Origin of the sequence: Corynebacterium jeikeium (assembly GCF_000738175.1) — a bacterium.
GTDB classification, from domain to species: domain Bacteria; phylum Actinomycetota; class Actinomycetes; order Mycobacteriales; family Mycobacteriaceae; genus Corynebacterium; species Corynebacterium jeikeium_C.
This window is the reverse complement of sequence record NZ_JFCH01000031.1, coordinates 37,389-50,070: the sequence shown is the minus strand read 5'-3', so window position 1 is coordinate 50,070 and position 12,682 is coordinate 37,389. Positions and strand designations below refer to the sequence as shown.

Below are 12,682 nucleotides of genomic sequence, written 5' to 3'. Positions count from 1 at the left end.
GAGTGTAAAGCAACCGTGAAAATAAAGCAAATTCCCGGTAAACAACCCGCTGCACTCGCACACACACGAACTGTTTTTACAGCTTTAAAATGATTAGCCAGACGCTTATGACTTCCAGCGTTCCGAGAGTCTGTAACTCGCTGTGCTGTGTCGCGCTGACTTGGATTAATGTACACACACCCCACAACAAACACAAACCCGCAGGCCACAGGCTATTTCTACAGGGCGCGGAATTACGCTAAAGGACACATGCACCCGCATACAGCTTTCAACGCTGCACGGACTGAGCCTTAAGTGCTGAATCGGCTCAGCCTTTAGCGCTTCACACGCTCCACTTCTGCACCCAGTGAGCACAGCTGTTCCGGGAACTCCGGGTAGCCACGGTCGATGTGGTAGACGTCGTGCACTTCGGTCTTCCCATCTGCCACCAATCCGGCCAGCACCAGGCCTGCGCCCGCACGAATATCGGAGCTCCACACCGGCGCAGAGGAAAGCTGTTCCCTACCCCGGATAACTACGTGATGGCCGTCGATGCTGGCGTCCGCACCCAGGCGCATCATCTCATCGACAAACCGGAAGCGGGACTCAAAGATGTTTTCCGTGATCACGCTCATCCCCTCGCTCACCGTGCACAGCGCAATCGCCATGGGTTGCAGGTCAGTTGGGAATCCGGGGAAAGGAAGCGTCTGGTAGTCCACCGTCTTAGGGCGCTCGTGCTGCACCACCCTAAAGCCGGTCGGGTACGTCTCCACCTGAGCTCCTGCGAGCTTTAGCTTCTCCAGAACCAGGTGCAGGTGCTGCGGATCGATACCGCCAACCGTGATGTCTCCCCTGGTCATTGCTGCGGCATACGCCCAGGTGCCAGCGACGATGCGGTCACCGACAACCTCGTGGTCCACCGGGTTCAACCGCTCCACGCCCTCGACAGTGATGGTGTTGGAACCAGCGCCGCTGATCTTCGCGCCCATCTCCACCAGCATGTCGCACAGATCCACGATCTCCGGTTCGCGTGCTGCATTGTCCAGCGTGGTTGTACCTTCAGCCAACACCGCGGCGGTCAGAATGTTCTCTGTCGCGCCTACCGAGGGGAAGTCCAGCTTGATCTGCGCACCATGGAGCTCTTCGGCCTCGGCGACTAGGCAACCATGTTCAATCTTGGTGGTTGCACCCAGCAGCTCTAGGCCGGATTGGTGCATGTCGAGCGGGCGGGAGCCGATGGCGTCACCACCAGGAAGGGCGACCCGAGCCTTGAAGCACCGAGAGGTCAGCGGCCCCAGCACCGCGACGGAAGCACGGAACTGGCGCACGGCCTCAAAGTCCGCGTTGTACTCGATGTGCTCGGGAGTCGTAATGCGCACAACGTCGCCATCGAGCTCTACTTCACAGCCCAGGCCTCGCAGAACCTCGGCCATGTAGGGCACGTCGGCGATTTCGGGGCAATTGGTCAACGTGGTGGTTCCAGGTGCCAAAAGCGCTGCCGACATGAGCTTAAGCACGCTGTTCTTGGCGCCGGACACCTTGATGGCGCCCTGCAGTCTGGTTCCACCTGTCACTACGAAGCTGTCTTTCACGCCACCCAGCCTATAAAAAAATCGCCCCGCGCAAAGCGGAGCGATCGTTCGAAGCAATATCAGGGCAGGATCAGGGCAGCGCGCCGATGCGTCGGGCTGCGTTGACCGCCTCGTAGCGGGTGTGCGCACCGAGCTTGCGCATCACGGAACGCAGGTAGCTCTTCACAGTCTCCGCGCCAATGCCCATCTCGGCCGCGGCCTCCACGTTCGTGTGTCCCAGAGCCACGCAGGCCAGCACGTCGAGCTCACGAGCCGAGAGCTTGGTGGTCTGCTTGACGCGCACCGGGGAAACCATCTGGTCGCACAGTACTTCTAGGTCGCGGCGCAGATCCTCGTCCTCCACGCGGTTGGCGAGCATGCGCAGCTTGCTGTGCGTAGCGCGCACCTGCTCCCATTCCGCACCGGACATCGATCGAACCTGCTTGTTCGCAGCCGCCCCCGTCGTGGCACCGCGCCCGGCGTCATTTGCGCGCAGCGCTTCGTTGACAGCGATCTCCTGCTCCAGGCAGCGGGCAGTCATGGTGACCTCTTCGAGCACCTTGTCGCCCATCCGGGCACGCGAGTGGACGCCCGCGTAGAGCACTCCCCTGACTTCCCGCTTCACAATCACAGGCACGGCAACGACGGAGTGCAACCCTTCGTCACGGATGTGCCGATCGAAGTCGTGGCTGATGGCCTTTGCCCGGGTGTAATCGGAAACACCGACGGGGCGGCGGGTGGTCACCACGCGCCCACCAACTCCCGCACCCGGGGCAATCTCAAGGTTGTGCAGCGCTGGGGTGCGTAGACCCACCCACTTGGAGATCCGCAACTTTCCGTCCGCCGAGCTCGTGGCGTACATAGTCACCGGAATGCCGGTCGCGTTCTTTAGAGAATTCAGCGCAGAAATGATGACGTCGTCGTCATCGCGTTGCCGCTGCTGGTCCACCTGGTTCACTCCTCAAACTTGACCTGTGGCGCCCACCCCGAAGGGCTAGGACGTCGTGTGAGAGGGAGTATAGTTCACCCCCTTGTTACCCCCAAAACTGCCCCCATGCTTTTGTTGCAAGAAGGGAAGGGCGCGCGCACGACCTTATCGGGGCTAATCGAACAGGGTTTCTCAGGAAAAGTTAAGCGCTACCTAGGTTTATTATGCGAGCCAAGCTGTTGTCCACCGTCTTATCAGCAGCCTTCAAAAGATGCTTTTCCAGCCTTCCGGCAATCAGCGGCAGCGACACATCTGCGGTCAGAATCGCCTCTACTGCGGTCTCCGCCGCCCCTTCTGCTGCGAACTCCCCAGCACCCCCAGTGACGGGTGCGTAGATGAAGTGAGTATCCATCGTCCCCATCTTCATCGGCAGATCCATCTCGGCCTTCACCTCGAACGCGCCGGTTTCATCTGGAGGCGAAACGTAGGTCTCTTGGTATGCGATGGGCGCCTCACCGTCTTTGGAGAGTTCTTCTAGCTCTTTTTGTGACGCCCTCACGCCAACCCGCGCCCATACCCGACCATCTGGCAGAACCTTCCGCTCGGCCTCGATGATCTGGGATTCCGTTTGCTCCACCATCCCTTCGTCCGTCAGCAGGAACGCCTCGCTGGAGACGACCTCGTAGACATCATGAATGGACAGGTCAATAGTGCGGTTGACTTGTTTCGAATGCGACATATCCGCAATTGTGCCAGGAATGGCGCCCGGTGGCGCGACTAGCGGTGCTGCCACTCCGGCTTGCGCTTCTCCACGAAGGCCGCCATGCCTTCCTTCTGATCCGCGGTGTCGAAGAGTCGCCAGAACTGCTGACGCTCCGCCTCCACGCCCTCTTCCAGGGTGGAGCGGTAGGCCTCGTCCACCATCTCGGTGGCGGCGGCCGTTGCGACGTGGGACATGCTTGCCACCTTGGCTGCTACCCTCTGCACTTCGTCGGCGAAGCCCTCCGCCGGGAGCACGCGGGAAACCAGGCCGCTGCGCTCAGCCTCCTCGGCATCCATCATGCGACCGGTGAGGATCAGATCCATGGCCTTGTACTTCCCCACGGCGCGGGTCAGTCGCTGTGTGCCACCCATGCCTGGGATGATGCCCAGGGTGATCTCCGGCTGGCCGAACTTTGCAGTTTCGCTGGCCAGCAGAATGTCGCCGAGCATCGCTAGCTCGCAACCGCCGCCCAGGGCGAAGCCGGATACGGCGGTAATCAGCGGGGTCTTCAGCTGTGCCAGCTTCTCCCAGTCGGCAAACAGGCGCTTCTCGGCCACCTCGGGGTAGGTTTCATCCTTCATTTCCTTGATGTCCGCACCGGCGGCGAATGCCTTTTCGCTGCCGGTGATGACGATGGCGCCGATCTGCGGATCCGCGTCCAGCGCCTCCGCTGCCGGAACAATTTCAGAGAGCACCCCACTGTTCAGTGCGTTGAGGGCCTTCGGGCGGTTCAGGGTGATGGTCGCGACGGCGCCGTTAACGGCCACCTGGATGTTTTCATAAGTCTGATTTTCGGTAGTCATGCTTGCCATTGAACCAAATCCCCTGCTGCCGTGCCCGAGAATCTGGCGAAGCTTGGGTGCGTAGGGGCGTCAATAATTATCATTCAGCGCCCTTAAACGCAGTGTTCAAGCAACCAACGAGGAATCACAGTGGTGCCCAGCGAACGAGCAGTGTAGACTACCCGATATAGACCGATCAGTCTAGAACGAAAGGATCACCCCCAATGGCGAAGATTTACAACAACATCACCGACCTCATCGGCGGAACTCCGCTAGTCAAGCTGGGCGCATACGGCGAAGGCCTGAAGGCCAACGTCCTGCTCAAGCTAGAGGCTTTTAACCCTGCCAACTCCGTGAAGGACCGCATTGGTAAGGCCATCATCGAGGCAGCCGAGAAGGACGGCAGCCTGAAGCCGGGCGGCACCGTCGTCGAGGCGACCTCCGGTAACACCGGTATCGCATTGGCCATGGTCGGTGCCGCTAAGGGCTACAAGGTCATCCTGACCATGCCGGAGACCATGTCCAACGAGCGTCGTATCATGCTGCGTGCTCTGGGCGCAGAGCTGGTTCTGACCCCGGGCTCCGCCGGCATGCAGGGCGCGGTAGACAAGGCCAACGAGATCGTCGAGAGCACCGACAATGCAATCCTGGCTCGCCAGTTCGCCAACCCGGCGAACCCGGAGATTCACTACAACACCACCGGCCCGGAGATCTGGGAAGACACCGACGGTGAAGTAGACATCTTCGTTGCTGGCGTGGGCACCGGCGGCACCATCTCTGGCGCGGCTAAGTACCTGAAGGAGAAGAACGACAAGATCGAGATCGTCGGTGTGGAGCCGGCGGACTCCCCGCTGCTGACCGAAGGCCGCTTCGGCCCGCACAAGATCCAGGGCCTGGGCACCAACTTCTTCCCGGAGAACCTGAACAAGGACATCCTGGACCGCGTAGTGGACGCTCCACTGGAGAACGCAACCAAGACCGCCCGCGAACTGGCTGTCTCCGAGGGCATCCTCTCCGGTATCTCCTCCGGCGCAGCCGTGTGGGCCGCCGTACAGGAAGCTCAGAAGGACGAGAACGAGGGCAAGACCATCGTCGTCATCGTTCCCGACTTCGGCGAGCGCTACGTCTCCACCCTGCTGTTCGACGACCTGCGCGACTAATTCCGCTCTGGCAGTCGGCCGCAATCTAGTGAATCTAATGTCAGCGGCTGTCTAGTAGCTACTGGCTGCAGGCAAGTAGGCGCTACCGCCTTTCCACCGAGCTGTGGAATAGGGGGCAGCGCCTTCTCGTTATAGTGGCTGCGAAAGCTTTAAGCCGATCCCGAACCAACCGAAAGACCACACCGTTGAGCATTCTTGGACGCATCCGCGAAGACCTGGCTAATGCCCGCGAGCACGACCCAGCAGCACGCGGAGACGTAGAAAACGCCATTGTGTACTCCGGCCTGCACGCCATCTGGGCGCACCGCGTATCCCACGCACTGTGGAAGCGGGGGCACCGTGGCATCGCCCGCATTATTAGCCAAGCGACCCGCGGATTCACCGGCATCGAAATCCACCCTGGCGCCACCATTGGCCGCAGATTCTTTATCGACCATGGCATGGGTGTAGTTATCGGTGAGACCGCGGAGATCGGCGATGACGTCATGCTCTACCACGGTGTGACGCTCGGCGGCTCCGAACTAGTGCAGCGCAAGCGCCATCCCACCATCGGCAACGGCGTGATGATCGGCGCAGGCGCGAAGGTGCTGGGTCCCATCACCATCGGCGAGGGCTCCGCGATCGGTGCCAACGCGGTGGTGACCAAGGACGCTCCCCCGAACTCCATCCTGACGGGCATCCCGGCGAAGATTCGCCCCCGCAAGCCCAACCAGAACACCCCGCTCGTCGACGCCGTGAAGTGGGTCGACGACATGCAGAACAACATCTAGGCGCGCCCCGCAGCGCGCCCAGTGCGATTGCGCGCACCGCGCGCAGCCGACTAGGCCAGCAGCTCCTTAAAGTCCGGGTTCTTCTCCACGAAGGCCTCGACAGCGGAGCAGCTGGCCTTAATCTTTAGCCCTTCCTCCTTGGTCTCCAGCAAAGCCTCGCTAATCAGCGGCTTGGACAGCCCCTGGCCACGGAACTCCGGATCCACCACTGTGTGGTTGAAGTCGCGGACGTTGCCCTCCTGGGAGTACTCGGCGAAACCGGCCTCCTGGTCGTCCACGTAGATGACGAAGCGGCTCTGCTCTTGATCGTGAACGATGCTCTTGGTGCCTGCCATAGTGCTTGGGGGCTCCCTTCCTATTTGCTCTTCTTATCCTCTAGTAGCTGTGCTAGCTTCTAGCCCCCAGTGTACGTACGGCAAAACCCCGGTAGCTTTCCGCTACCGGGGTTGAATGTGGCCAGAGCCGGGATCGAACCGGCGACCTTTCACTTTTCAGGCGAACGCTCTACCAACTGAGCTATCTGGCCTTCGTTGCCCGACCGCTTCCGATTCGAACATCGAAGCGACCCTGACGGGACTTGAACCCGCGACCTCCGCCGTGACAGGGCGGCGCGCTAACCAACTGCGCCACAGGGCCAATCTTGCCTGCGCAACTAAATAAAACGACCAGACAACAACTTGTCTAAGCCGTCCGTTGCACGAGAATAGACTCTACACAGTGTCAAAGTTCTTAAGCAAATCAGCTGTTCAAGTGCCGTTTCTGGCTGGCTTTCACGTCACCACTGAAGTGTTCAACACGCAAACTGAGGGCGTCACAAAGAAGAACAAAAGAAAAGAACCTCCCCGGCGCACAAAGCACCAGAAAGGCTCTCTATTAAATCTTTAATGGCGACCCTGACGGGACTTGAACCCGCGACCTCCGCCGTGACAGGGCGGCGCGCTAACCAACTGCGCCACAGGGCCGTACTCCCAACGGGATTCGAACCCGTGTTACCGCCGTGAAAGGGCGGGGTCCTAGGCCTCTAGACGATGGGAGCTCTACAAAGTAAGCCAGCAAGAAACTCTAGCTTTCCTTAGCAGCTTGAACAGTTTAAACCAGGTGCGAGCGTCAGAACAAATCGCCCGGTGAAGTGGAGAAATAGACAGCCGCGGGCAACGCAAAACCCCGCCGCGGCGCGACCATGATCTCCATGGAAGCGCCCCGACGGGGTGATCGCGAACGTGGGCCCTGCGGGGCTCGAACCCGCGACCTGCGGATTAAAAGTCCGTAGCTCTACCAACTGAGCTAAAGGCCCAACGGGAGCATTCTATCTAATGCTTCTACGAAGCAGAAAATTGCCCCCGTGGGTGCCCTATAGCAGAGCAACTATCCCTTCATGGACCCCTTCTCCTCCAGGTTGATGTGGAAGCTGAAGGCAGTCTTCAAGTCGTGCGGAGTTTGCAGGTGGTTACCCGCAGCGCACGCGCGCTCGTAGTACTCCTCCAGCAGCGGACGGTAGTCCGGGTGCGCAACGGAGATGATCTTCGGCACGCGATCGCGCGGTGCCAGGCCACGCAGGTCGGCGTAGCCGTGCTCCGTGATGATCACCATCACGTCGTGCTCCGTGTGGTCGACGTGGGAGGCGAAGGGCACAATGGCGGAAATGTCGCCGTCCTTGGCCGTAGACGGGGAGATGAAGGTGGACAGGAAGGCGTTGCGCGTGAAGTCGCCGGAGCCGCCGATGCCGTTCATGATGCGCGAGCCAGACACGTTCGTGGAGTTCACATTTCCGTAGATGTCACAGCCGATCATGCCGTTGGAGGCGATCAAGCCGGTACGGCGGATGACCTCCGGGTGGTTGGAGATCTGCTGCGGGCGCAAGACGATGTGCTCGCGGTAGCGCTTCGCCTCATCGTTCATCTTCTTTGCGTACTCCGGGGAAAGCGCGAAGGAGGTTGCGGAGGCAACAGTCATCTTGCCGTTGTCGATGAGGTCCAGCATGCCGTCCTGGATCACCTCGGTGTAGGCCTGAATGTTCTCGAACTTGGAGTCCAGCAGACCCGCCATCACGGCATTCGGCACGTTACCCACGCCGGACTGCATGACGTAGCCGTCGTAGGTCAGGCGACCGGCCTCAACCTCGCCCTCCAGTAGGTCCAGGAAGTGCCCGGCGATCTTCTCGGAGATCTCGTCGGTCGGCTTGAACGGCGCGTTACGATCCTCGGCGTTGGTCTTCACAACGGCCACAACCTTGTTCTGGTCGACCGGAATGTACGGCGTCCCGATGCGATCGCCGGGACGGTTGATCGGGATCGGGGTACGGTTCGGCAGATCCTGGATCTTGTAGATGTCGTGCATGCCCTCCAGGTCGAGGGACTGCCACTCGTTGATCTCGATGATGATCTTGCGGGCGGAGTTGAGGTACTCCACGTTGTTGCCCACAGCCGAGGACGGGATGATGTTACCTGCCTCGTCGATGCGCACCGCTTCCACAACGGCCACGTCCAGCCGGCCGAAAAAGCCTTCCTCGACCTGCTGGCCAAGGTGGGAAAGGTGAATGTCCTGATACTTGATCTCGCCAGCGTTAATCTTCTTGCGCATTACCGGATCGGAGGCGTAGGGGGTGCGGTATCGCACCGCATCCGCTTCCGCCAGCACACCGTCACAGTCAGGCGCGGTGGAGGCGCCAGTGAAGAGGTCGATCTGGAAGTCTTCCCCGCGACCGTGAAGCTCCTTAGCCTTCTCTGCGATGGCAGTCGGAAGCGCCTTGGGATAGCCCGCTCCCGTGAAGCCGGACATGCCGATCTTGTCGCCGTGGTTGATGAACTGCGCCGCCTCATCGGCGGACATGACCTTGGACCTGTAGAACTCGTTGGCGATGCGCTCAGACATCGGTTCCTCCTCCATAGCTGTTTTGCGGTTTCTCCGCTTCTTTCCTCAGCCTACATAAGTGTGATGTGGCTCGCCCTCACCCTCCAGCCTATTGTTGAACAATCTTTGTTGCTATTTTGGCTTCTTTTTTGGACGCCCTTTGGTATTCTGCCTACCCCGGTGTGACAATGGTGCCCGTGACTACATCGACCACAACCCCCGCCTCCACCACGCCGCAAGATTCAACCGTCCAGGCCGGCTCGACCGGCGGAGCCCCCTCGGCGAACCAGCAATTCCAAGGACTGCAGATCGGCAAGATGCAGCTCGACTCCCCCGTCGTGCTCGCCCCGATGGCAGGCGTAACCAACGTGGCCTTCCGCAGCCTGTGCCGCGAACAGGAGCGTGAACGCATGGGCTCCGTCGCCGGACTTTATGTCTGCGAAATGGTGACGGCTCGCGCGCTGGTCGAACGCAATTCGAAAACCTTACACATGACAACCTTCGCGCCAGACGAGGATCCCCGCAGCCTGCAGCTGTACACCACCGACCCGGAGTACACTTACAAGGCGGCGAAGATGATCGTCGACGAAAACCTCGCCGACCACATCGACATGAATTTCGGCTGCCCCGTGCCCAAGGTCACCCGCCGCGGCGGCGGCTCCGCCCTGCCTTACAAGCGCAGGCTCTTCGGAAACATCGTGGCCGCCGCAATCAAGGCCACGGAAGGCACGGACATTCCCGTGACCGTGAAGATGCGCGTGGGTATCGACGACCAGCACCACACGCACCTGGATGCCGGTCGCATCGCCGTGGAGGAGGGTGCTGCCGCGGTGGCTCTGCACGGTCGCACCGCGGCACAGCGCTACTCCGGCCACGCGGATTGGAACGAGATCGCGCGCCTCAAGCAGCACCTGGCCCACACCGGCATCCCCGTGCTGGGCAACGGCGACATCTTCAAGGCCACTGACGCCCGCGCCATGATGGAGCAGACCGGCTGCGACGGCGTAGTCGTAGGCCGGGGTTGCCTGGGCCGCCCGTGGCTCTTCGCGGAGCTCTCCGCCGAGCTACGCGGCCTGCCGGTCCCCAGTGAACCCACCCTGGGCGAGGTAGCGCGCATCATTCTGCGCCACGCGGAACTGCTGGCCGCCCACGACGGTGAGCAAAAGGCCTGCCGCGACTTACGCAAGCACATGACGTGGTACCTGCGCGGCTTCCCCGCCGGCGGGGAACTACGCCGGAGCCTGTCCCGGGTGAGCAGCCTGGACGAGCTGAAGTCTGCACTCGCCGACGTGTGGGACTCCCCCGCCCTGGCCGAGGACGCCGACGGCGCCCGCGGCCGCCAGGGATCCCCGGCGAAGGTGGCCCTGCCGGAGGGGTGGCTGGACGACCCGGAGGATGACACTGTCCCCGACGGGGCAGATATCGAAAACAGTGGCGGTTAACAGTTTTCGGGTCTATGGGTTTTTCGGGGCTATACGCGGGGGCTAAACCTCAGCGCCACCGAGCTCCAGAGACTATAGTTCTTTCACATGCGTAGGGTGTACCGAAACCAACTCCAGGAATTTAAGCACGACATTTCGCTGATGGCGGATTTCGTGCGCACTGCGCTCAATTCCGCTACCCGTTCTCTGCTAGAAACCGACCTGGATCTTGCCGAGAAGGTCCTAAGCAGCGTGGATACACTCGAGGATCTGCGAGAAACCGCAGTCAAGGATGCCTTCCGGCTGCTAGCGCTGGAAGCGCCCGTAGCGCGGGACTTGCGCATCGTCGTTGCGGGCCAGCACATTGTCGAGGATTTCACCCGCATGGGCGCGCTTGCGGTGCATGTGGCAAAGGTGGCGCGGCGGCGTCACCCAGAAAACGCTGTCCCTGCGACCGTCCGCCCATATATCGAGGAGATGGCTCGGCAGTGCGACAACTCGGCGGCGAAGATCCAGGCTCTGCTGCGCGAGCTCGACGTAAACACTGCCCTCGAGCTCGTCGAAGACGACGACGCGGTCGATGACATTCACCGCCACATCTTCCAGCTCACCACCCAGCGCGAATGGCCGCACACCGTGCGCGAGGCCGTGGACGTCACGCTGCTGTCGCGCTACTTCGAGCGCTACTCGGATCACGCAGTGGAGATCGCCAACCGAATCGTCTTCATCATTACCGGCCTCACGCCGGACGAGTACCAGCGAAAGCAGGAGGACGAAGAGCTGCAGCAGCGGTTCCGCGAGCAGTTCGACGAGATGCGCTACCGTTACGACACGAACCTGGACTACTAGCCAGGATTACTAACCAGTCGCTCCAAGGGGGATTTAGCGCGCGTACGCCTTCTTCGCGAACATCGCGGCGTTCAGCGCGTCGTCGAGCAGCTGCTCCGGGGTGCGGCTAACGTCCAACTGGATGCCCTTTTCCCCCGGCGTGAGGCGCTGCAGATCCTCCAGCTGCGCGGTCAGCAGCTCGCGTGGCATGTCAGCTTCTCCCACACGGTTCTTCATGCGCTCCGCGAGCACATCCTCGGTGCCGTACAGGTGCACGTAGAACACGGTCGCGTTCTCGCCCACATCGTTCAGGATCTCACGGTGGTCGATGCGCAACGCGGTGCAGGCAGTGACGGTGTTGTTGCCCTGGGCGGCCTCGTCCGCAATCCAGTCGCGCACGATCCCTAGCCACTTACGGCGCCCGGCCTCCGGCGGGAGCTTGCCGTCCTGCAGGATCTCCAGCGCCCCCTCGGGGTGCAGATCGTCGGCTTCCTGCAGCTGCCAGCCGGTCTTCTCGGCCAGGGCGCGCGCCAGGGTGGTCTTGCCGCTGCCGCTTACCCCCATCACGACGACGTGGAGGGTTGCCGGAGTCTCTTGGCTAGACATGTGGCTCCTTTCTTCTCTGCGGTGGTTCTCTGGGATACCCGTTACTTCCTCCAGTATGCCCATTATTTTTATTATTGACGCCAAAAGCGGGGTTCCGGCGCTAACCGGAACCCCGCTAGTGGGTGGCAAGCTCAGCGGGAGCCTGTCGAAGACACTTTTTCTAAGATTCTGTACCCGCGTGATACGCAGATAGGAGCTTTATCCGAAGCGACCGGAGATGTAGTCCTCGGTCTCCTTCTTCGACGGGTTTTCGAAGATCTGCTTGGTCGGGCCAACCTCGACCAGCTTGCCGGGCTTGCCGGTTGCCTCCAGGGAGTAGAAGGCGGTCTGGTCGGACACGCGGGCTGCCTGCTGCATGTTGTGCGTCACGATGACGATGGTGAATTCTTCCTTCAGCTCGTGGATCAGGTCCTCCACCGCCAGGGTGGAGATCGGGTCCAGTGCGGAGCAGGGCTCGTCCATCAGCAGAACTTCCGGCTCGACCGCGATGGCGCGGGCGATGCACAGGCGCTGCTGCTGACCACCGGACAGGCCGCCACCCGGCTTGTCCAGACGGTCCTTAACTTCGTCCCACAGGTTGGAGCCGCGCAGCGCGCGCTCTGCAACCTCGCGGAGCTTCTTCTTGTTTTTCTCGCCGGACAGCTTCAGGCCAGCCACTACGTTCTCTTCTATGGACATCGTCGGAAACGGGTTTGCCTTCTGGAAGACCATGCCGATGGTGTTACGGACAGCCACCGGGTCGATCTTCGGGCCGTAAATGTCCTCGCCATCGAGCAGAATCTCGCCCTCGACGTAGGCACCGGGGATAACCTCGTGCATACGGTTCAGGGTGCGCAGCACGGTGGACTTGCCACAGCCGGACGGGCCGATGAAGGCGGTCACTGCCTTCGGCGGGATGTGCAGGTTGACGTCCTGTACGGCGTGGAAGTCGCCGTAGTAGATGTTGACGTCGTTGAGGTCTAGGCGCTTAGCCATTGTGTTGTTCTCCTAGGAAAGGCTTTGTTTTGGTTTTCGGTCCCGGTGG

12 protein-coding genes and 5 tRNA genes are annotated in these 12,682 nt (G+C 61.1%); 4 read left to right on the top strand and 13 right to left on the bottom strand.

Annotated features, from left to right (window positions below; translation table 11 throughout):
• Nucleotides 1-314: 314 nt before the first annotated feature.
• From murA to JQ46_RS05370, 4 genes are all read right to left on the bottom strand, one after another.
• Nucleotides 315-1,571, bottom strand: a complete 1,257-nt coding sequence (murA, locus tag JQ46_RS05385; protein ID WP_034986174.1) for a UDP-N-acetylglucosamine 1-carboxyvinyltransferase — start codon at nucleotides 1,569-1,571, stop codon at nucleotides 315-317.
• 70 nt (nucleotides 1,572-1,641) lie between these two features.
• Complete coding sequence (gene ramA, locus JQ46_RS05380) at nucleotides 1,642-2,499, bottom strand: acetate metabolism transcriptional regulator RamA (protein WP_034986192.1); 858 nt, start codon at nucleotides 2,497-2,499, stop codon at nucleotides 1,642-1,644.
• Between the two features lie 181 nt (nucleotides 2,500-2,680).
• The gene (locus tag JQ46_RS05375) at nucleotides 2,681-3,217 is read right to left on the bottom strand and encodes a DUF2505 family protein (RefSeq protein WP_034986188.1); all 537 of its coding nucleotides are present in this window, start codon (nucleotides 3,215-3,217) and stop codon (nucleotides 2,681-2,683) included.
• Nucleotides 3,218-3,255: 38 nt separating this feature from the next.
• Entirely contained in the window at nucleotides 3,256-4,053 is a 798-nt protein-coding gene (locus JQ46_RS05370) for an enoyl-CoA hydratase-related protein (protein WP_034986172.1), read from the bottom strand.
• A 194-nt stretch (nucleotides 4,054-4,247) separates the two neighbouring features.
• Here JQ46_RS05370 and cysK point away from each other — a divergent pair, with 194 nt between their 5' ends.
• Together cysK and epsC are read left to right on the top strand one after the other, a co-directional pair.
• Complete coding sequence (gene cysK / locus JQ46_RS05365) at nucleotides 4,248-5,183, top strand: cysteine synthase A (RefSeq protein ID WP_034986171.1); 936 nt, start codon at nucleotides 4,248-4,250, stop codon at nucleotides 5,181-5,183.
• A 185-nt stretch (nucleotides 5,184-5,368) separates the two neighbouring features.
• Nucleotides 5,369-5,953, top strand: coding sequence for a serine O-acetyltransferase EpsC (gene epsC, locus JQ46_RS05360; RefSeq protein ID WP_034986168.1), 585 nt, complete (start codon nucleotides 5,369-5,371; stop codon nucleotides 5,951-5,953).
• 50 nt (nucleotides 5,954-6,003) lie between these two features.
• Here epsC and JQ46_RS05355 read toward each other — a convergent pair whose 3' ends face one another.
• From JQ46_RS05355 to JQ46_RS05325, 7 genes are all read right to left on the bottom strand, one after another.
• On the bottom strand, nucleotides 6,004-6,288 hold the full coding sequence (locus tag JQ46_RS05355) for a GNAT family N-acetyltransferase (RefSeq protein WP_034986165.1): 285 nt from the start codon (nucleotides 6,286-6,288) through the stop codon (nucleotides 6,004-6,006).
• A 118-nt stretch (nucleotides 6,289-6,406) separates the two neighbouring features.
• Nucleotides 6,407-6,479 (bottom strand) — tRNA-Phe (locus tag JQ46_RS05350).
• A gap of 36 nt (nucleotides 6,480-6,515) precedes the next feature.
• A tRNA-Asp gene (locus JQ46_RS05345) sits at nucleotides 6,516-6,589 on the bottom strand.
• A 249-nt stretch (nucleotides 6,590-6,838) separates the two neighbouring features.
• Nucleotides 6,839-6,915: transfer RNA gene (locus tag JQ46_RS05340), tRNA-Asp, on the bottom strand.
• A 1-nt stretch (nucleotide 6,916) separates the two neighbouring features.
• Nucleotides 6,917-6,989, bottom strand: a tRNA-Glu gene (locus JQ46_RS05335).
• A gap of 185 nt (nucleotides 6,990-7,174) precedes the next feature.
• Nucleotides 7,175-7,247, bottom strand: a tRNA-Lys gene (locus tag JQ46_RS05330).
• A gap of 71 nt (nucleotides 7,248-7,318) precedes the next feature.
• A complete protein-coding gene (locus JQ46_RS05325; protein WP_034986185.1) occupies nucleotides 7,319-8,824 on the bottom strand; it encodes an acetyl-CoA hydrolase/transferase family protein in 1,506 nt (501 codons plus the stop codon).
• Nucleotides 8,825-9,120: 296 nt separating this feature from the next.
• Between JQ46_RS05325 and dusB the strand changes: the two genes are divergently transcribed.
• Complete coding sequence (gene dusB, locus JQ46_RS05320; RefSeq protein WP_034986183.1) at nucleotides 9,121-10,245, top strand: tRNA dihydrouridine synthase DusB; 1,125 nt, start codon at nucleotides 9,121-9,123, stop codon at nucleotides 10,243-10,245.
• Between the two features lie 87 nt (nucleotides 10,246-10,332).
• Entirely contained in the window at nucleotides 10,333-11,073 is a 741-nt protein-coding gene (gene phoU, locus JQ46_RS05315) for a phosphate signaling complex protein PhoU (protein WP_034986163.1), read from the top strand.
• A gap of 33 nt (nucleotides 11,074-11,106) precedes the next feature.
• Here phoU and JQ46_RS05310 read toward each other — a convergent pair whose 3' ends face one another.
• Together JQ46_RS05310 and pstB are read right to left on the bottom strand one after the other, a co-directional pair.
• Nucleotides 11,107-11,658, bottom strand: coding sequence for a gluconokinase (locus JQ46_RS05310; protein WP_034986161.1), 552 nt, complete (start codon nucleotides 11,656-11,658; stop codon nucleotides 11,107-11,109).
• Nucleotides 11,659-11,856: 198 nt separating this feature from the next.
• Nucleotides 11,857-12,633, bottom strand: a complete 777-nt coding sequence (pstB, locus tag JQ46_RS05305) for a phosphate ABC transporter ATP-binding protein PstB (protein ID WP_034986159.1) — start codon at nucleotides 12,631-12,633, stop codon at nucleotides 11,857-11,859.
• Between the last annotated feature and the right edge of the window lie 49 nt (nucleotides 12,634-12,682).

Bases quoted from the DNA above. Each gene is read 5' to 3' on its own strand.
- JQ46_RS05375 (WP_034986188.1), bottom strand. From the start codon at position 3,217: ATGTCGCATTCGAAACAAGTCAACCGCACTATTGACCTGTCCATTCAT.
- JQ46_RS05370 (WP_034986172.1), bottom strand. From the start codon at position 4,053: ATGGCAAGCATGACTACCGAAAATCAGACTTATGAAAACATCCAGGTG.
- cysK (WP_034986171.1), top strand. From the start codon at position 4,248: ATGGCGAAGATTTACAACAACATCACCGACCTCATCGGCGGAACTCCG.
- JQ46_RS05355 (WP_034986165.1), bottom strand. From the start codon at position 6,288: ATGGCAGGCACCAAGAGCATCGTTCACGATCAAGAGCAGAGCCGCTTC.
- JQ46_RS05325 (WP_034986185.1), bottom strand. From the start codon at position 8,824: ATGTCTGAGCGCATCGCCAACGAGTTCTACAGGTCCAAGGTCATGTCC.
- dusB (WP_034986183.1), top strand. From the start codon at position 9,121: ATGCAGCTCGACTCCCCCGTCGTGCTCGCCCCGATGGCAGGCGTAACC.
- phoU (WP_034986163.1), top strand. From the start codon at position 10,333: ATGCGTAGGGTGTACCGAAACCAACTCCAGGAATTTAAGCACGACATT.
- JQ46_RS05310 (WP_034986161.1), bottom strand. From the start codon at position 11,658: ATGTCTAGCCAAGAGACTCCGGCAACCCTCCACGTCGTCGTGATGGGG.
- pstB (WP_034986159.1), bottom strand. From the start codon at position 12,633: ATGGCTAAGCGCCTAGACCTCAACGACGTCAACATCTACTACGGCGAC.